This window comes from Idiomarina sp. HB, assembly GCF_048059115.1.
In the GTDB taxonomy this organism is placed as follows: Bacteria; Pseudomonadota; Gammaproteobacteria; order Enterobacterales; family Alteromonadaceae; genus Idiomarina; species Idiomarina abyssalis.
The window spans coordinates 56262-74273 of record NZ_JAYLVU010000004.1 but is presented as its reverse complement, the minus strand read 5'-3'; the positions used below and the strand labels follow the sequence as shown (position 1 = coordinate 74273).

The following is an 18012-nucleotide window of genomic DNA, read 5'->3' as shown; positions in this document are numbered from 1 at the left end:
TGCAATCTTCAACCTTTAACTCTAAAACGGCGCGTCTTACATGCTGGATCAATGGCTTATCGGAATCATATTAGTTGCTATGCTGGTGCTCTTCGTCATCGATAAATGGCGTTATGACCTGGTAGCTATGATGGCGCTATTATCCGCAGCTATTCTTGGTTTGGTGCCAACAGCAGAAGTATTCAGTGGTTTTGGCAACCCCGCGGTCATTACCGTGGCCGCCGTACTCATTATAAGCCAGGCACTGTGGCGTTCAGGTGTGGTTGATGCACTGGCTTCCGCCATGAAAAACATTGGCGATAAGCGTTGGGTGCAGATGATAGCCCTAACCTCGGTCACAACTTTCTGCTCTGCGTTTATCAGTAACACCGGTACCATGGCCATAATGATCCCGGTTGCACTTCAGTTAGCCCGCAGCAGCGGCAATAACCCGTCCAAACTGCTTATGCCGATGGCTTTTGGCTCCTTACTGGGTGGCACCATTACAATGGTGGGTACGCCGCCAAATATTATCATTGCCGACATACGCAGAGAGGCAATGGGTGAAACCTTTGGTATCTTCGAATTTACGCCCGTTGGCCTCAGTATTGCTATAGCCGGTTTGCTTTTCATGTGGTTGCTCAGTCATTGGCTGGTACCGGAAAAGGCCGGTAAATCAAAGTCAGAATCGCTTTACGATGTAAGCAGCTATTTGACAGAACTGTACGTGCCCGAAGGGTCCAGCTTTGTAGGCGAAACTCTGTACGAACTTGAAAACCGTACAGAAGACGACTTTGTTATTGTTGCGCTGCAGCGCGGTGACAAGCGTTGGTCAGCACCGGCTCGTTATTTGCGGCTAAAGTCTGAAGACGTATTAATAGTTGAAGCCAACGCGGAAACTATCCAGCAAGTTATTGACGGTACTGGGCTTGAGCTTAATGCCGAAGAAGAAATCGATGACCGTTTCTTAAAATCCGATGACATTACCGTAATAGAAGGAATTGTCGGACACGACTCGCGGCTTATTGGGCGCTCTGCCGCCGATATTAAACTGCGCAGCCGCTACGGCATCAACGTGCTTGGCGTCGCCCGAGAAGGTCAGAAGCTGGGCACCGCACTGGCCAATATTCGCTTTAAGCCGGGCGACGTTTTATTACTGCAGGGAGACGCAGAGATCCTCGATGACGTATTTCAGCGCTTTGGCTGCTTCCCGCTGGCACAGCGCAGCTTGCGCATTGGTTCGTCAAAACGTTTAATGTTGCCTTTGGGTATTTTTGCCGCAACCATTTTATCGGCTGCGTTTGGTTTAATCTCGGTTCCTGTCGCCTTTTCACTGGCCGCAGGCCTTATGGTTATAACCAATATTCTACCCCTGCGAGAGCTCTATCATTCTATAGACTGGCCTATCATCGTATTGTTAGGCGCAACCATACCACTGGGGTCTGCGCTGGAACGCAGTGGCGCCGCAGACACCATTGCCAATGCCGTACTTTATATCAGCCAGGGGTCACCGGAATTTGTGGCCGTCGGCTTACTACTTATAGTCACCATGTTGCTGTCCAATATTGTCAATAATGCAGCAGCTGCGGTACTTATGGCTCCCATAGGTATCAGCATGGCCAGTAGCTTCAGTGCCAGTATGGATCCATTTTTGATGGCCGTCGCTATTGGAGCCGCAGTTCCGTTCTTAACGCCAATAGGACACCAGTCGAACATTCTGGTTATGGGTCCGGGCGGCTATAACTTCAGCGATTACTGGCGGCTGGGCTTGCCGCTGTCGCTGGTTGTTGCCGCCGTCGCTCTGGTCATGATATTGCTGGTATGGCCGCTGTATTAAGCGCGGTCTTTATAAGGCAGGTAAGTTCGCAATGTTTTTAGATGTTCGCGTAACGCGGTGCTTTCATCCCGACAATACTGTTCAATGGCGTCGTTAAGAGGAGACGGCATAAACCGGTAAAAACCTTCACGAAGCACAGGCTCAAAGCCTCGATGCAGCTTGTGCTCGCCCTGTGCGCCGGCGTCAAAGTAGCTAAGGTTATGGTTTATGCAGTATTCAATACCCTGATAATAACAAGCTTCAAAATGCAGAAACTCAAGCTCTTCCTGACAACCCCAGTAACGCCCGTAAAGCGTGTCTTCACTTTTAAAGCATAATGACGCCGCCAGCATTTCGTCATTTCGGTAAGCCGCAAAAACCACAATATGGTCAGCTAAATGTTCACCCCAAAGTTTGAAGGTAGTCGGGGTTAAATAACCGCCATGGCCTGAGCGTTTTAAATAGGTGCGCTGGTAAAACACAATGAATTGATGCCAAAAATCTGCGGTTAATTCGGTACCCTGTAAGGTTCGCATTTCGACATTTTGCTCTGACACCTTTTGCCGCTCTTTGCGTATGGACTTGCGCTTGCGTGACACCAAAGCCCCGAGAAAGTCGTCAACGGAACTATAACCTCGGTTCTGCCAGAGGAACTGGATATCAAAGCGTTGCCACCAACCTTGTTCTGCCAGAGCCTCGCTTACATTCGGCTCAACGTACAAACACTGCAAATTGCTGACATCGTGCTCCTGCATCAACGCCGATTCAATAACCGGCAGAACATCAGCAGCATTAACGCTCTCGGCAGTAGCCAGACGAGGCCCCTGACACGGGGTAAAAGGTATAGCATTGATAAGTTTGGGGTAGTACTGAAAACCATAACGCTCGTAGGCTTCAGCAAAAGCCCAGTCGAACAAATACTCACCATAGGAATGGATCTTTTTAAACCACGGCATAATGGCAATCAGTGTGTCGCTATTGTCATGTACCGTGACGTATTGCGGCAACCAGCCTCGCTGAGGCCCAAGACTACCGCCCTGCTCAAGCGCCAACAGAAAATCATAGCAAGTAAAAGGGTAATCACTCTTAAATAACCGGCTCCAGTCAGCCTTAGGTATAGTGGTTATTGTTGAGTGTATAACTGTTTGCATGCGTTAGGTGCTTAAAAGCCCCAACACACTAATGTCTTCATCCAATTGTGGCCAGTGAATTCCCTGGCCATTTCCCAGCAGATGCCAATCTTTACGTTCCTCTTCCGTGGCCGCTTCCAAACGAGGAAACCAGACAATGGGTGCAGAAATTTTACGTCCATCAGCTAGCTCGACCTCAAGCGTTGCTTCGGTAACGGATACATTCACTGCTACAGGATGGCGATCAATCTCTAAAGTATTCATCCCAGGCCTCCAGAAGCTCTTCTTTATGTTGAACGACAATTTTGCTTATACGCCTAAGCTCAAACGATGAAAAGCCTATCGAACTGCTCATCAAAACAGGCTTAAGCCAAAATTTTGCCAGCTTGTTGTCTCGCTGCACATGAATGTGAGGAGGCTCACCGTTTTCATTACTATAAAAGAAAAAGCGATAAGCACCAATTCTTAGTATTGTCGGCATGCTTTAGTTTCCAGGCTTTATAAAGAAACCAAGCTTAGAAAAAACCAAACAATAGAACGTTATGAAATAACCTAAAAGTACGTAGTCATTTGCCAGCTCATTTCATCCGGCACTAATTTTCGTAGCTAAAAACCCGCACCCATACATCGGCTGTCAGCTCTAATGAGCTGAGAGCTTCGATGCGCTCACGGCCTTCAGCGCTGCTTCGGTATAGGTGGGGAGTCATAGTAAGTAAATCTTTTATCGCCTGATTTGATGCCAAGGATACCGGAAAAGTTACTTGTTGCTCAGAGGTCAACTCAAAAGCGGAATCGGTTATCGGCAGCGCCTCATTTTTACTTTTCTGTTCAGAATAAATAATGGCTTTCAGCTCTTTTAAATGGCTACCGGCAGGGTCCACCATAATCAACCGGCCTCCGGGCTTTAAAACCCGCTTAAATTCAGCTTCTACCGGAAATCCGAATACGCATAAAATAGTATCGACACTACTGTCGGCTAATGGGATAGAAACGTTCGATGCCACCATCCAGCTCAAACGCTTGTCTTTCTTTGCCGCCGCTTGTACCGCCCATTTGGAGATATCCAAAGCCGCTACACGTAAATCAATGCCTTTTTGCTCAGCTTGTTCAACCAAATAGCGCAAGTAATAGCCTTCACCACAGCCCGCATCGAGCACCGCCTGATCACCTTCCGCCAACACTGTGTTCGCCAAAGCCCGGACCAGAGGCTCGTAGTATCCCTGCTCAAGGTACTCCTGACGCGCCTGCACCATGGCCTTGCTGTCGCCAGGATCCTTAGAGCGCTTATTCTGCACCGGCAATAAATTCACGTACCCCTGTTTCGCCACATCGTAGCTGTGGCCATCCTCACAGCGCCAGCTTCGCTCATTTAAGCGCAGCGGCTTGCCATCAAGTGGGCAGATCAAATCAGTTAACGACTTAGTCATAACGCTTAAACACCTGCGCCAGCATGCAACGAACAGAGCCGCCGCCAAGTTCTATGGTCGGAACCGCTATCGGTAGTAACTCAACCCACTGCTCCAGTTGCCGTATTTGTTCTGTGGTCAATGAGCGATAAGCGGTTTCAGACATAGCCAGAAGTTTGTGGCCATTAACCTCCAGTTCCAGCATATTACCTACAAAGTTGCTTATCTGCTGCTCTGTTAATGGCACTAAGGTTTTGCCCGAATTCTTCACCGAACGAACAAAAGTCTGTTGCTCTTCCTTATTGCGGATCATATCCACAGACGCTATAACAAAGTCACTGCCAACCGCCATCAGCACATTGGTGTGGTACACCGGTTTACCGTCACTGCTGGTGGCATCAAAGGCCATTGGCTGATAGCCCAACTCATTACACAATTGCTCCAAGGCTTTCTTGTTCATGCGTTTTGAGCGGGCACCATAGGCCAATTGATTATCGTGGTCGAAAACCACCGATCCTGTACCCTCCAGAAAAACTTCTTCTTGCTCTAGCACGCTGAGATCGAGCGTTTTTTCGTATCCATAAGTTTCCTGCAGAAACTCAATAATATCGGCTCGACGTTCCTTACGGCGGTTATTGCAATACATGGGGTACAGCACCAGCTCTCCGGTACGGTGCGTGCTAAACCAGTTGTTAGGAAAGACTGAATCGGGTGTTTCTGTGCCGGTATCTTCAAACAGTTGTACTTTAACGCCTTTACTCTGTAACAGCTCGACCGCCTTTGTAACTTCGTCGTAAGCGGCCTTGGCGACATTGAGTCCCTGCTGCGCTATCGACTGAAAGGCATTATCCGCCATAGTTTCAGGATTTGAAGCAAAGTGATGCGGGCGCACCATAACAACGGTATCGGACGACTGATTCATTGCGTTTATAGACATTGCAGAATTTGCGCGCAGTTATAGCAACTTGGCTGACGCTTAGCAACGGGCAAAAGAAAAGGGCAGCGTTGTTGCACTGCCCTTTCTATGATTACCCAGTTCACTTACCAGGCGTATTTAAGACTCAACTCAAAGTTACGCTCTGCGCCGAAGAACCCTTGATTATAAAAATCGATACTCGAGTAATATTTCTCATCGAACAGGTTGTTGACGTTCAGGCTTAGATCCAAGTTTTTACCTAACTGATAGTTAGCCATAGCGTTTACTACGGTATAGCTGTCCTGATTAAAGGTTTCACCATTAGGGCCAATACCAGGGTTAGATACATCGCTTTGCCAATTTGCATTAACACCAAATTTTAACGCATCAGTGGCAGTATAAAGCGCGCTGGCTTTCAACATATCTTCCGGCAAGTAAGGTGCATAATCTGAACCATCGCGATCCGTTGACTCATTATGCGTATAACTGAAGAAAATGTTCAGCGCATCTGTTGGTTTACCATTTAGCTCCAGCTCATAACCTTCACTTTCTGCTCCATCCACACCTATGGAAGGAAAAATGGTCGTGCCCGGCAATGGATCCGTATTATCAGGATCATTGATTGCTAAGTTATCTTCCTTAATTTTATAAATAGCAAAGCTGGCAGACAGCGCTTCGTTAAAGAAGTCGCCTTTAATACCAACTTCTGCGTTAGACCCTTCAACTGGGCCAATCAGCTCGCCGTCAGCGTTAAATGCATTTTGGGGCTGGAATATTTCGGTGTAGCTGGCGTAGGTGGAAATAATGTCAGTCACATCGTAAACAAGGCCGAGATAAGGCGTATTGACGCTTGAGTTCTCGTAATCACTTGTTGCCCAGGGTGACTCAGACAATGAATCGTAGTTGGTTAAACGATTACCAATTATCGCGGTAAATTCGTCCGTTAAACTAAACTGAGCAGCAGCGTAAATGCCTTCCTGGGTATGAGACTCCAACGTGCTGTATGCCGGCGTATCGCTAAAGTTAGGGCGAGCAACCCCGTTCCCCCAGTCGAACAGGCTAGGAATAATAACCGTATCGGTAATACCATAAGACGTAGCGTTAACATCCTGCTCAGCATAGAGAGCACCTGCTGTTAACTGGTGCTCGCGACCCAATAACTCAAAAGGGCCCGAAGCTAAAATACGGAATGACGTTTGCTCCCGGTCGGACACATAGTGATTAGGAGACGCACTCAGACCTTCTCCCGTTTCTTTATTCGGGAAGCCAGAAAAGTACAAAAGATACCCGTCCATCTCACCTTCACGGCGCTCAACATCCATTTGAAGGTCCCAGCCGTTATCAAACGCATGCTCTAGTTGCGCAAACACATTAGTGCTTTCTCTGTCCCATCTGTTCCATGGCGAAGCGGTTGTCGTACTCACAGGTAGATCATCCGCCTGAGTGCCGTCGTCATAAAACAGCGGCAATGCACCCCACATGCTGCCTTTGGGGTTCCGCTCACTGTAGTCTGCACCTACCGTCAAGCGCGTTTGGGTCGTTAAATCGGCCGTTACTACCGCGTAAATTTGTGCGTTTTCTTTTTCCGACAGGTCGACGTAGCTTTCGCCTTCTTCATAGGCCATGGCCACTCGCGCTTTCACATTACCGTCTTCGGTCAATGTCTGAGAATGGTCAGCCTCGAAGCGATAATTACTCCAGGAGCCAATACCAACACTCGCATAGCCGCCATCTTCTGTTTTTGGGCGCTTACGAATCAGGTTAATTGCTGCAGAAGGTTCCCCGGCACCCGTTAACAAGCCGGTTGCGCCGCGCACAATTTCCACTCGCTCAAATACTACCGAGTCGGCTAAGGCTTCACTAAAGAAACTGTTATAGGCAATGGGTACACCGTCAAACTGGAAGTTAGTTACGTCACGCCCGCGAGAGCGGAAGAAAAAGCGGTCCGTTTCGGCCTGCTGCGCCTGAATACCCGGGGCAAATTGCATAACATCTGCAACAGTATCTAATGCGAAACCGTCAATAAAATCGCGATCGATAACTGAAATAGACTGAGGTGTCTGGCGTAGAGTTAACGGCAGTCCTGTTGCCGTTGTCGCACGGTCAAGCGGGCTTCCGGTCACTTTAATGTGTTCAAAAATCTTTTCTTTAGTCTCGGTATTTTGTTCAGCTTGGTCTGAACCTTCTGACTGCACCGCAAACGCAGTAGAAGTTAACAGCACCGATGTTACTGCTGTCGCTAAAAAGCTTTTGGCGAATGCCTTCATGAATTGTCTCCCGACTACAGACTGTAAATGCGAATTGTTATCAGCCAACATTGTATTTGATAATTGTTCGTATTTACAATATCATTTCGGAAAATTTTTCAGGGGGCTCAAAATGACGCAGCGACAATGGTTTAAATTACACGGATGGTGCTCATTACCTATATGGGTATTGTTCTGCTTTATCTGTATTACTGGCACCATTGCGGTCTTCAGTCACGAGCTCACCTGGCTATTTAACGAGAATGCACGCGCCGTCAACCCAGACAGCTTGCCGGCTCAGCCTGTTTCAGAACTTGTTGCTGCAGTTAAAAGCCAGTTCCCGACCGCCAACGTCACTACAGTAATGACTTTTGAGCCTTACCTTATTAATGCGGTTATCTTCTCGGCCGAGAATATTCCGAATGGCATTGCTTACGTAAACCAGTACACCGGCGAAATTCAGGAAGTGAACCAGGGAATTACCTTTATTAACTTTATGCGCTCGTTGCATAGCTGGCTGCTATTCCCCTGGCAAGAAGGCTATAGCGTTGGCTACTATTTAGTTTCGGCCATGTCATTTGTCATGATAGGTGCGTTAGTTACCGGGCTGGTTATTTACAAAAAATTCTGGCGTGCCTATACACAACCTAAAGTTCGCGCTAAGCAGGGCAAGAAAACACTATTAACTGACTTACATAAGCACGGCGGTGCCTGGTCTATCTGGTTCCTGATTGTTATGAGCCTGACCGGCCTCTGGTATTTCACCCAGCAAGTGCTTTGGCATGCCGATATCGATATTGAAGGGCATGCACCGTTAGTGGAAGTCTCTGACATTCCCATGGGTGAAAAAACACAGCCACCGGTTTCCTTTGAACAAGCCCTGACAATTGCTGAGCAGCGTTTCCCGGATATAAGACCCAGCTTTATTATGATGCCGGAGCACAACCGCGACATGTTCAAAATTATGGGTGGCGGCGACTTTATCTTTTACGATCAGTATTCCTATCGGCTTGATATTAACCCGTGGAACGGCGAAATAGCCCGTGCCGTTTCACCGGAAAGCATGAATACGCTGCAAACCATCCAGCATATTATTGATCCCCTGCACTACGGCACTATTGGCGGCATCTGGACCAAAGCCATCTGGTTTATTTTTGGCCTTATATTGTCAGCCATGTCCATTACCGGGTTTTTAATCTGGGGCTCGCGTACTGTTAAAGCATCGAAAGAGAGACGAGCTGCCGCTCAAGAACAGCTGCAAAGCGAGGGGGCTCAGTAATGGCACGTCGCAAAAATACATTCTGGAACCGAAACAAATTCAAACTCAGCGGCTTAATTCTCATTCTGCCTATTTATTTTTTATATGAGCAGCTGCAGCCACCTGTGTTTCCGGATGCCTGGGAAGAAAAATCAGTCGGACCTTTTGAAATTTCCATACAGCCGTTAAATAACGATGCGCCGTATGCACACCACGACGACTGGGTAAAAGACTTTGCGGCCTATGTAAATGACGGTGAAGTCAGCAATATACGCCAGGGCTACGTCAGTATCGGCGAAGAACCGGTTGCCCTGGAAGCCTTGCAAAAAGATGACGTCGGCATTCTGCATGGCAGTGAGTTACTGCAACATGTGCATGCTATTGCGCCACAACAATATCAACCTGAACACCGCGTTTGGGTAACATTGCAGACCTGGGACGGCAATGTGCATAAGGCCTCATGGCAACTTCCCGAAGATTGGTTAAAATAAAACTTTAAACACGAATCATTTTCATTTACGATCCACCTCAATTTAGACAGCAGTTAATTTTTGAGGGGAACAATGAACATTCACAAGACCTTACTGGCGGCCAGCATCCTGGCCGCCTTAACCGCCACCAACGTTCACGCACAAGAAGAAAGCCCTGAAAAGACTCAGGAAGAGATGATGGAGACCATCAAAGTCAGTTCGCGCGGACTTATCTCTTACGTTAGCGCTACCGGCGCCAAATCTGACACTCCTATTATTGAAACACCTTTGTCGGTTTCAGTCCTGACCGAAACCCGTATTGAAGACTTAGGCGCTGTAACAGTGCAGGACGCTATTGGTTACGTAGCGGGTTTATACAACGGACCTTACGGCGTTGATACCCGCGGTGACTGGGCACAAATTCGTGGCGTCTCTCCAGTACAGTATTTAGATGGCCTTAAGTCGTTGTTCGGCTACTACAACAACGTGCGTATTAACCCCTACTCGTTAGGTCAAATTGAAATACTGAAAGGGCCAAGCTCGGTCTTATACGGACAAGGCTCTACCGGTGGTATTATTAATTTAGTCAGCAAGCGCCCTCAGGCAGAGACCGAAGGTCAGTTCTGGGCACAATTGGGCAACTATTCGCGCAAGCAAGTAGCTGGCGACATTACCGGCGCCTTAAACGATGATGCGTCGTTAACCGGGCGCTTCATTGGCTTATACCGCAACAGCGACACCCAAACCGACTTTGTGCCCGACAACAGCCTGGTACTCAACCCTTCCTTAAGCTGGCACGCTTCTGAAGACACTAAAATTACTTTGATCGGCAATATTCAGCGTAACGAATCAGGCTCCAGTACACAGTTTTTTCCGTGGCAGGGCACCCTGTTCCCGAACGAGTTTGGTCAAATTGACAGTTCCACCTTTGTGTCAGAGCCGGGCTTCGATAAATACGATACTGAGCAGGACGCGTTAACCGCTATTGTTGAACACGATATAAACCTGGACTGGAGTCTGCGCTTAGCAAGTCGCTACAACGACAGTCATGCCGACTACAACACAATGTATGGCTGGCCCCCAGTTTTCGCCGACGACAACCGCACGGTTAACCGCGTTTCTTACTTGTCTCGTGCTGATGCAAGAACCTGGACCAGCGACCTGCAGTTGCACGGCTCTGTTATTACTGGTGCTGTTGAGCACGACTTAGTCTTCGGCCTGGACTTTCAAGACTCTTACACCGATAACGACTACGCTTACGGTGCCATGAACCCGTTAGATTTGTATGCGCCAGTGTACGGCCAGGCAACTGGTTTGCCGACTGAATCCGATGTTGTTGACTATGCCTCTTTAACTAGCCAGCAAACGGGTGTGTATGTGCAGGACAACATGCGTATAGACAACAAATGGTTAATTTCAGCCGCTTTACGTCGCGACCGTGCAACAAATAACCCTGAAGGCGAAGGTGCTACCGATCAGTATGCGACAACTGGTCGCCTGGGTTTCATGTACCTTATGGACGGAGGCTTGTCTCCATACCTTAGTTACAGCGAGTCTTTCTCTCCACTTATTGGCCGGGATGCGTACGAAAATCCCTATGTACCATTAGAAGGTAAACAGTGGGAAGCCGGTATTAAGTACCAGCCTCAGGGTACAGAGCACCTGTTAACCATTGCTGCTTATCAAATTACCGAAGAGAACCGGGCAACTCCGGTAAACGATGCTGATGCACCAAATCCGGATGGCCAGGTGCAAATAGGCGAAGTAGAGATTGAAGGTGTCGAGTTTGAAGCGCAACTTGCCTGGGACTCTCTGGACGTTTACGCCAGCTATGCCTACACCGACGCGGCTGTTAGCAAGAGCAACATCCCATCTGAAGTCGGCAAGCCACTGTCAGCCACTCCTGATCATCAAGCTTCTGTTTGGGGAACTTACCGTCCGGACAACTGGAATGGCTTTAAAGTTGGTGCCGGCGTTCGCTATGTAGGGAACACCTCTGACGGTAACGTGGTATATAACGGCAACCCACTGTACTTAGAAACGCCAAGTTACACGGTGTTCGACGCCATGATTGGTTACGACTGGGGCAGTTACAGCTTAAGCCTGGATGTTGACAACCTGACAGACAGAACAGTGATTACCTCGTGTGGCGCGCGCGGTGACTGTTTCTACGGCCAGCAACGCACGGTTATGGCGAACTTCCGTTATAACTTTTAAGACTTAGTAAGTTTCACGTGCAGCCCCGGACGCCTTTCTTCCCAGCGTTCGGGGCTTTTTTATGGGGGAGTTTATTCAGGAGTGTAGTACTCAACACCAATTTGAATACGGTCGCGGCCATTTTGCAGGCGCCAGCGGTTGGTGTCGCGCAATGAGTAAACGCAGCCGCAATATTCCTGCTGATAAAAACGCTCGCGCTTGGCAATTTCTACCATACGAGCGGAGCCGCCTTTTTTACGCCAGTTAAAGGTCCAGTAATGCAGACCGGGATAACGCGCAACCGCACGCTGACCGCAGTCGTTAATCTGTTCCATATTCTTCCAGCGTGAAATACCTAAGCAGCTGGTAATGGTGTCAAAGCCGTTTTCATGCGCATACAACGCCGTACGCTCAAAACGCATATCAAAACAGACTCTGCAACGCTCACCACGCTCAGGTTCCCATTCCAGGCCTTTCACCCGCTCAAACCAGTTTTTGGTGTCGTAGTCACAGTCAATAAAGTCCACACCAAGCTTTTCTGCAAAGCGAATATTTTCCTCTTTACGCAGCAAATACTCCTTTTCAGGGTGAATATTTGGGTTATAGAAGAAAATCGTAAACTTAATGCCCGCTTCAGCCATCCGCTCCATTACTTCACCTGAACAAGGTGCGCAGCAAGAGTGCAGCAGCACATGGTCAGAGCCCGTAGGCGTCTCTAAAACAATGGATTCTTTCTTGTTTCTAGCCATAACTCTCTCTTCGCGGCTGAAATTTGTGCGAATTATAACTCAAACAGGCGGGGGTGATCACGTCTTCACCCGTTTATCGAACGAAAAATACCGAAACATGAAAATACCTCAATGGCCATATCAGGCCTAGGTTATAGCGCTACATATGTTGGAATTTTGTAAAATCTTTAAACAATCTTTACATTATCACCCTTTAAATCGTTTATTTTTTGTTATTAAATGCAACAAATGATGTCAAACGACGTCATTTTCGTGCAGCCAAACGACGTATCCTCTGCTGCCTTCTTTGAAGGACTCATTGCAGTCCACATAAAAACAAAAAGAGAATATTACGTTATGAAAAAACTAAGTGTTCTTACACTGTCTGCTTTGGCAGTGTCGGTTTCATCTGCTTTTGCAAAACCACCTGAGCATTCTCAAGCTCAGCCACTACTTGATAACCAGAAGCAAATCGAAAGCGCCGCTCCACAACGGTACATTATTAAATTTAAGAATAATGGTAACGCCGTACAGAAAATGGGGAACCGTGGCCGTTCTGAACTTGCGATATCTCGCGCAAACAACATGGTCAAAAAGGCCGGCGGTAAAGTAAAACTCAGCATGCGCCATAACCTGGCAGTTGCTGCTGAACTTACCGAAAAACAGAAAAAACGCCTTGAGAAAAACCCTAACATTGAATACGTTGAAGTTGACCAAAAACGTCGCTTCATGGCTCAAGACGTACCTTACGGCATCGGCCAGGTTCAGGCTGACTTAGTTGATGACAGCGTTGCAGCTGCATCTGCCGGTGGTAAGAAAATTTGTGTTATCGATTCAGGTTTAGAGCTGCCGCACGAAGACATGGGTACACGAGGCGGCACCATCAACGGTACTAACGATAGCGGCACAGGCAACTGGCATGATAATGGTGGCCCTCACGGCACACACGTTGCTGGTACTATTGCCGCTTTAGATAACGGCCTGGGCGTTCGTGGCGTTATTGGCAGCAACCCTAACCTGCACATTGTAAAAGTATTTAACTCAAGCGGCTGGGGTTATTCATCTTCACTGGTTTCAGCGATTGAAACTTGTGCTAATAACGGCGCAGACGTCGTTAACATGAGCTTGGGTGGTGGCGGATCAAGCCAGACCGAAGCCAGCGCTATGCAAGACCTTCATAACCAGGGCGTTCTGCTTGTAGCAGCTGCTGGTAACGACGGTTCAGCTTATAGCGAAACAGACCCAATGTCTTACCCTGCATCATACAACGCCGTTGTTTCAGTTGCGGCAGTAGACAGCAGTAAAAACCTGGCGTCTTTCTCGCAGAAAAACAGCCAAGTTGAAATTTCAGGCCCGGGTGTCGATGTTCTTTCAACTTACCCAGAAGGCACTGGCCAGCAAGGTAACTACGGTACTATGAGCGGTACGTCTATGGCGTCACCTCACGTAGCTGGTGTTGCAGCGCTAGTTTGGTCACATCATCCAACCTGTACCGCACAAGAAATTCGTGGCGTTCTTAACACCACAGCGCAGGACCTAGGTGCAGCAGGACGTGACGTTAAATTCGGTTACGGTTTAGCACAAACCAAAGACGCTATCGACTACATCGACGCTAATGGCTGTGACAGCTCAGGCGGCGGTGGAGATCCAGAGCCACCAACAGGCAGCGAACTGACGAACGGTCAAACCGTTAGCAACCTGTCCGCTACAACTGGCGACTCTCTGTACTACACCTTAGATGTTCCAGCCGGTGCGACTGACTTAAGCTTTAACATTAACGGCGGTTCAGGCGATGCTGACCTGTACGTTCGTTTCGGTTCAGAGCCAACTCAGTCTAGCTACGACTGTCGTCCATACCAAAGCGGTAATACCGAAACTTGTTCTATCTCTAACGTACAAGCCGGTACTTACTATGTCATGGTCAATGCTTACTCTAGCTTCTCTGGTCTGAACCTGACTGGTTCGTTCACAGAACCTAGCACTGGCGGCGGCGGAGGTGACTCTGTTTCTGCTACTGACCTCTCTGGCAACAGCGGCGAGTGGACTCACTACTACGTTGATATTCCTGCGGGCATGTCATCACTTGACGTAACCATGTCTGGTGGAAGCGGCGACGCTGACCTTTATGTTCGTCAGGGCAGCCAGCCAACCGAGTCAAACTACGAGTGCCGTCCTTACCGTTCAGGTAATAACGAAACTTGTAATATTGCTAACCCGGCTGAAGACCGTTGGTACATTAGCCTTAAAGGCTACACTAACTACTCAGGCGTAGACTTATTAGTCGAGTGGCAATAAACCTTTAATGAGTAAAATGTAACGTTTTGGGCGCCTTTTTGGCGCCCTTTTTATTTGAACAGCATTAAACCTTATCGAATACAGAGCCGGTGTCCGGGCTTTACCCTCTTCGCTAAAAGCCTCCAGTTCCTTCAATCAAGTACGTTCTGTTCGTCATCATGAAGAGATTTTGGCGGCTTAAAGGCGTCTAGGTGGTCTTCAGCAGATAGTGAGCAAGTACTCACCTCGCTGTGTAACACTGGGTAATTCAGTACCACTTCCATGGAGTCCGTTAACCACGTACGGTAAAAGTCGACTTCGCCCACACCCAACGATTGAGTTTTGGGCTGCAGCCGCCGAAAGGCCGAAGAGTGAATAATACGCGCTCTGTCACGCTGCGCATCTCTGTCTTGTGTGACAGAGTTAAAGCTTGTGATTTTTCTTGAGCGGCGTTAGAGCATTCTCAAAAGAGAAAACGATAGACCAAGGTATTTTGGCCGTGTTGCGGCAAGTTTGAATTAAACTTGCCGCCGTCATTTTTAATTTCAATTAAGGCTGTGAGATTCATCTAGATCTTTTCTACAAGCTCCATTCTATAGGTTCCGTAGCACGACCTAACTGCACGAGAAACCACGCCATTAAGAGCTTTTCCGGCTAACTGAACACAGTCAGACAATTTGCGTAATGTTATTTTTATTACACCGGTTTCTCCAGCTTTCAGCAGGCCAGCGTGAACCGTCGCTGTTTGCACCCACGAGTTTGGATGATACTGATCAACTCCTATTACTCGTCCGTGATTATTACCTTCGACTAAAAACATCGCATAAGTATTGTACTCTAGCGGAAGGTCGCTCATAGCCGAATTGGCTTTCACAATTAAAGGATTATGTTCTTTCATTATTGCTTCGTAACGCTTTATTTTTGCCAAGCGAACCTTATTCTCTGCCTTTTTAAGTTGATTGCTATATTCAATATCTTTCCAGTCGTCCGGAAATCTCAACTTGCCGTTTCTTGTAAACGTAATGTCAGTATGGTGACTAAGAGTAAAACCTACTCGTTCAAACTCAGTCTTTCGACTCAAGTTTATCTTCATTTCTGAACCACCCTTCGCGATACGGAACTTGGCTGGAATTTCTACCTGCAGCCATGGCGAGTCATAGTCATACATTGTGACGCTAGCCTCACCAGACACCTCAGTCCCTTTAGGAATGGTAACTTCGAATGCCATGTTTCTTTCTGAACTACCAGACCAAACATTTCCGTTAGACAGCATAGGTTCATCCGTAGACCATTTCCCCGTTAAAGCTTCGCGCAGCTCTAGCATTTTTGCCCGGCGAGCCTCTTCTACTAGTCTCTCTTCTTCTTTTATCTTCGCAACAAGCTCCCGATGCTCTGAAGACTGGTCAATAAAGAAGCCATTCTTGCCGTATTGACTCTCTGCTTTTCCTAGAATTTGAGCTACTTCTATACTCTCCACCGCAGTATTCCAGCCTTTTTCTCCAAAGATTACAGATCTTGTTACGATAGTTCCTTGCAAGGTTTCACCCTTACTAGCAACGAGTTTAACCACAGGTGTCTCTTTAACACTGTCTATTTGTTCATAAAAGTTCTCATTGAAAGTCAGTTCGAACGTTGAGCGAGAAACCACTTCAGGAATATTCGCATTTTCTACTTTTTTAGATACCTCAATATTTAATTCGGAAATACTAACCCCTGGTTCCAACTTCATCGCCAACGCGTTTTCAATTTTCTCTTCTGAGGGTTGGCTCGACTCTTCAGAGCAGCCACCAATAAATAGAAAACATAAGATAGAAAAAACACAAAAGAAGTTTTTCACTTACTACTCCAGAATTTTAATTATTTGTTTTTAATGGATTTTATATGATTTTTCGTATCAAACACAATTTCACTAGAACGTTATAATTTCTGCCGCCCCACGTCTAAGGGTAAGATACGACGCATATTGTATTTTCAATCACTTACTTTCAAAGACCGATATTCGTCATACGCGAACTGGTCCGTCATTCCGCTGATATAGTCCTGCAATAAACGACAGCGGAAGTATCGTTCCAGCATCATGTCATGCTTATAGTCCCTGACCGCTGACTTGTATGCTCGCACATGCTTATTCGACAGTTTATTAAATAAACGACTGCAGAGCGGGTGTTTCCGGCAAAACTCTCGTGTATTCTCAGAGATCTCCCAAAAATCAGTTTGTGGTAGTCGCAGTAAGGGGGAGTATGCCTGTAAGAGTCCAGTTATTATTGTGTGCCCCCTAAGCTCCTGCTGTTCCACCTCAGGGTGGCTAAATACATACTTACCCGCAAGAGTCTGCAGAGCCTCACTCAACCTATGGGCGTCACTGTCATCTTCGAGTAATGGATCATTAAAATTACCCATGACAATAGCATCATAATTGTCGAAGAAACGTTCAGCCGCATGTGCCACAAGAACATTATGGACAGATACTCGCAACGAGATAAAAAACTGATTGTTGCTGTCTATACTATTACGGGCATAACCTTTTTCTGCGTAGCTTAAGATGTCCTGAAGCGATTGCTTTTTACCGCTTACACCCACCAGCGTTTCTTGCCTTAGTCTCTCCTTCCCATACTCCTTTTGTATACCAGAAATAACAGCTTCTACTGAAAGAACATCTTTCTCTACCGCATCTTCTAAATCAGCAAGCCCGTACGCAATATCGTCAGCAGCTTCCATAATATAGCTCAGCGGATGACGATGCCCCGGCGTCATGCCAAGTGCTTTATATATTTTTTCGACTATTTCTGCCTCGGCCCAGTAATACCCAGGTTTCTTCTGTAAATAGGATAATGGGTGTTGGTCATGCGGTTTTGTTTTTGTCCCCTCCCGGGTATACTTCAGAACCGCTGCGATTTGTGTATAGGTTAAGTTCAAGGTCATTAGCGAATGAATCAACCGGATGGCCTGGGCATTACCTTCAAAGTTTTTCAGCTCCTGCATTAATTCTTGTTCGGTAATATCAGTCTGCTCTGTTTTTATGTTTTTAAAAATTCCTTCCAGGTTGTCACCGAACCAACCGCTAATTGCCGATTCTCCAAAATGACCAAAGGGTGGATTTCCTATATCGTGCATCAAGCAAGCCATCTCGACTATGCTTTCCATTGCGCGGAATAGCTTCCAATTCTCTTCGGGCTTTGGTTTCTTTTGTTTTTTTAGGTTTTCATCAAATCGCTTTTCAATTTCCCTTACAATAAAACGACCATTTTGCTGAACCTCTAGCGAGTGAGTCAGACGACTACGTACAGCGGCATTACGTTCAAGAGGGAAAACCTGAGTCTTCTGTTGGAGTCGTCTAATAGCAGCAGAGTTTATGATACGGCCTCTATCGCTTTCGGCAGCGATAACAAGATTTCCCCGCTTTCTGGGGAAAAAACGCTCATCCGTGATCAAAGCTTCAATCTTGCTTAAGTCCATAATCGATATCCTTTTGTTTTTATTATTTATTTCTACCGACTAAACCCGTCGTAGTCAAACAACACTAATTCTGACCACTTCCAGATACCTATTATTAGTGTGCAAAGCTCGTTGCGGTAAGAGAAGCTTAGCGTTAC

General features: G+C 47.1%; 14 protein-coding genes and 1 pseudogene. 5 read left to right on the top strand and 10 right to left on the bottom strand.

Translation table 11 applies throughout. The annotated features are described in order from the left end of the window. Nucleotides 1-40: 40 nt before the first annotated feature. Nucleotides 41-1816 carry an SLC13 family permease gene (locus VBY75_RS11390; protein ID WP_222235980.1) on the top strand — a complete coding sequence of 592 codons (1776 nt, stop codon included), beginning with the start codon at nt 41-43 and terminating at the stop codon, nt 1814-1816. Here VBY75_RS11390 and VBY75_RS11385 read toward each other — a convergent pair. The 6 genes from VBY75_RS11385 to VBY75_RS11360 form a co-directional block, all read right to left on the bottom strand. Beyond that, the gene (locus tag VBY75_RS11385) at nt 1813-2946 is read right to left on the bottom strand and encodes a GNAT family N-acetyltransferase (RefSeq protein ID WP_416512588.1); all 1134 of its coding nucleotides are present in this window, start codon (nt 2944-2946) and stop codon (nt 1813-1815) included. The two genes, VBY75_RS11390 and VBY75_RS11385, sit on opposite strands and share 4 nt — an antisense overlap. A gap of 3 nt (nt 2947-2949) precedes the next feature. Continuing rightward, entirely contained in the window at nt 2950-3189 is a 240-nt protein-coding gene (locus tag VBY75_RS11380; protein ID WP_054490399.1) for a DUF2442 domain-containing protein, read from the bottom strand. Then, nucleotides 3170-3406 carry a DUF4160 domain-containing protein gene (locus VBY75_RS11375; protein ID WP_054490401.1) on the bottom strand — a complete coding sequence of 79 codons (237 nt, stop codon included), beginning with the start codon at nt 3404-3406 and terminating at the stop codon, nt 3170-3172. The genes VBY75_RS11380 and VBY75_RS11375 overlap by 20 nt, the downstream gene beginning before the upstream one ends. A gap of 112 nt (nt 3407-3518) precedes the next feature. After that, complete coding sequence (locus VBY75_RS11370; protein ID WP_416512585.1) at nt 3519-4352, bottom strand: putative RNA methyltransferase; 834 nt, start codon at nt 4350-4352, stop codon at nt 3519-3521. After that, the gene (ctlX, locus tag VBY75_RS11365) at nt 4345-5268 is read right to left on the bottom strand and encodes a citrulline utilization hydrolase CtlX (protein ID WP_416512583.1); all 924 of its coding nucleotides are present in this window, start codon (nt 5266-5268) and stop codon (nt 4345-4347) included. Before ctlX ends, VBY75_RS11370 begins: the two co-directional genes overlap by 8 nt. Before the next feature lie 104 nt (nt 5269-5372). Beyond that, a complete protein-coding gene (locus VBY75_RS11360) occupies nt 5373-7514 on the bottom strand; it encodes a TonB-dependent siderophore receptor (protein ID WP_416512581.1) in 2142 nt (713 codons plus the stop codon). 112 nt (nt 7515-7626) lie between these two features. Between VBY75_RS11360 and VBY75_RS11355 the strand changes: the two genes are divergently transcribed. From VBY75_RS11355 to VBY75_RS11345, 3 genes are all read left to right on the top strand, one after another. Then, nucleotides 7627-8772 (top strand): PepSY-associated TM helix domain-containing protein, encoded by a 1146-nt coding sequence (locus VBY75_RS11355; protein ID WP_416512579.1) that lies wholly within the window; start codon nt 7627-7629, stop codon nt 8770-8772. Beyond that, on the top strand, nt 8772-9242 hold the full coding sequence (locus VBY75_RS11350) for a hypothetical protein (RefSeq protein WP_416512577.1): 471 nt from the start codon (nt 8772-8774) through the stop codon (nt 9240-9242). Before VBY75_RS11355 ends, VBY75_RS11350 begins: the two co-directional genes overlap by 1 nt. 72 nt (nt 9243-9314) lie before the next feature. Continuing rightward, nucleotides 9315-11438 carry a TonB-dependent siderophore receptor gene (locus tag VBY75_RS11345; RefSeq protein WP_416512575.1) on the top strand — a complete coding sequence of 708 codons (2124 nt, stop codon included), beginning with the start codon at nt 9315-9317 and terminating at the stop codon, nt 11436-11438. Between the two features lie 71 nt (nt 11439-11509). On the opposite strand, the gene VBY75_RS11340 is transcribed toward VBY75_RS11345, so the two are convergent. Further along, nucleotides 11510-12166 carry an epoxyqueuosine reductase QueH gene (locus tag VBY75_RS11340; RefSeq protein ID WP_054490416.1) on the bottom strand — a complete coding sequence of 219 codons (657 nt, stop codon included), beginning with the start codon at nt 12164-12166 and terminating at the stop codon, nt 11510-11512. 336 nt (nt 12167-12502) lie between these two features. On the opposite strand from VBY75_RS11340, the gene VBY75_RS11335 reads away from it, so the two are divergent. Continuing rightward, nucleotides 12503-14440 (top strand): S8 family serine peptidase, encoded by a 1938-nt coding sequence (locus tag VBY75_RS11335; RefSeq protein ID WP_416512573.1) that lies wholly within the window; start codon nt 12503-12505, stop codon nt 14438-14440. Nucleotides 14441-14694: 254 nt separating this feature from the next. On the opposite strand, the pseudogene VBY75_RS11330 reads toward VBY75_RS11335, so the two are convergent. The 3 genes and pseudogenes from VBY75_RS11330 to dgt all read right to left on the bottom strand — a co-directional run. Beyond that, nucleotides 14695-14856 (bottom strand): annotated as a pseudogene (locus VBY75_RS11330) (dGTPase); the annotation flags it as partial. Nucleotides 14857-14987: 131 nt separating this feature from the next. After that, entirely contained in the window at nt 14988-16256 is a 1269-nt protein-coding gene (locus tag VBY75_RS11325) for a hypothetical protein (RefSeq protein WP_416512571.1), read from the bottom strand. A 134-nt stretch (nt 16257-16390) separates the two neighbouring features. Next, on the bottom strand, nt 16391-17875 hold the full coding sequence (dgt, locus tag VBY75_RS11320) for a dGTPase (protein ID WP_416512569.1): 1485 nt from the start codon (nt 17873-17875) through the stop codon (nt 16391-16393). Between the last annotated feature and the right edge of the window lie 137 nt (nt 17876-18012).

Excerpts from the sequence above, each read along its gene's own strand:
- VBY75_RS11350 (WP_416512577.1), top strand. The coding sequence starts at position 8,772 with ATGGCACGTCGCAAAAATACATTCTGGAACCGAAACAAATTCAAACTC.
- VBY75_RS11360 (WP_416512581.1), bottom strand. The coding sequence starts at position 7,514 with ATGAAGGCATTCGCCAAAAGCTTTTTAGCGACAGCAGTAACATCGGTG.
- VBY75_RS11345 (WP_416512575.1), top strand. The coding sequence starts at position 9,315 with ATGAACATTCACAAGACCTTACTGGCGGCCAGCATCCTGGCCGCCTTA.
- ctlX (WP_416512583.1), bottom strand. The coding sequence starts at position 5,268 with ATGTCTATAAACGCAATGAATCAGTCGTCCGATACCGTTGTTATGGTG.
- VBY75_RS11385 (WP_416512588.1), bottom strand. The coding sequence starts at position 2,946 with ATGCAAACAGTTATACACTCAACAATAACCACTATACCTAAGGCTGAC.
- VBY75_RS11380 (WP_054490399.1), bottom strand. The coding sequence starts at position 3,189 with ATGAATACTTTAGAGATTGATCGCCATCCTGTAGCAGTGAATGTATCC.
- dgt (WP_416512569.1), bottom strand. The coding sequence starts at position 17,875 with ATGGACTTAAGCAAGATTGAAGCTTTGATCACGGATGAGCGTTTTTTC.
- VBY75_RS11370 (WP_416512585.1), bottom strand. The coding sequence starts at position 4,352 with ATGACTAAGTCGTTAACTGATTTGATCTGCCCACTTGATGGCAAGCCG.
- VBY75_RS11375 (WP_054490401.1), bottom strand. The coding sequence starts at position 3,406 with ATGCCGACAATACTAAGAATTGGTGCTTATCGCTTTTTCTTTTATAGT.
- VBY75_RS11355 (WP_416512579.1), top strand. The coding sequence starts at position 7,627 with ATGACGCAGCGACAATGGTTTAAATTACACGGATGGTGCTCATTACCT.
- VBY75_RS11390 (WP_222235980.1), top strand. The coding sequence starts at position 41 with ATGCTGGATCAATGGCTTATCGGAATCATATTAGTTGCTATGCTGGTG.
- VBY75_RS11335 (WP_416512573.1), top strand. The coding sequence starts at position 12,503 with ATGAAAAAACTAAGTGTTCTTACACTGTCTGCTTTGGCAGTGTCGGTT.
- VBY75_RS11340 (WP_054490416.1), bottom strand. The coding sequence starts at position 12,166 with ATGGCTAGAAACAAGAAAGAATCCATTGTTTTAGAGACGCCTACGGGC.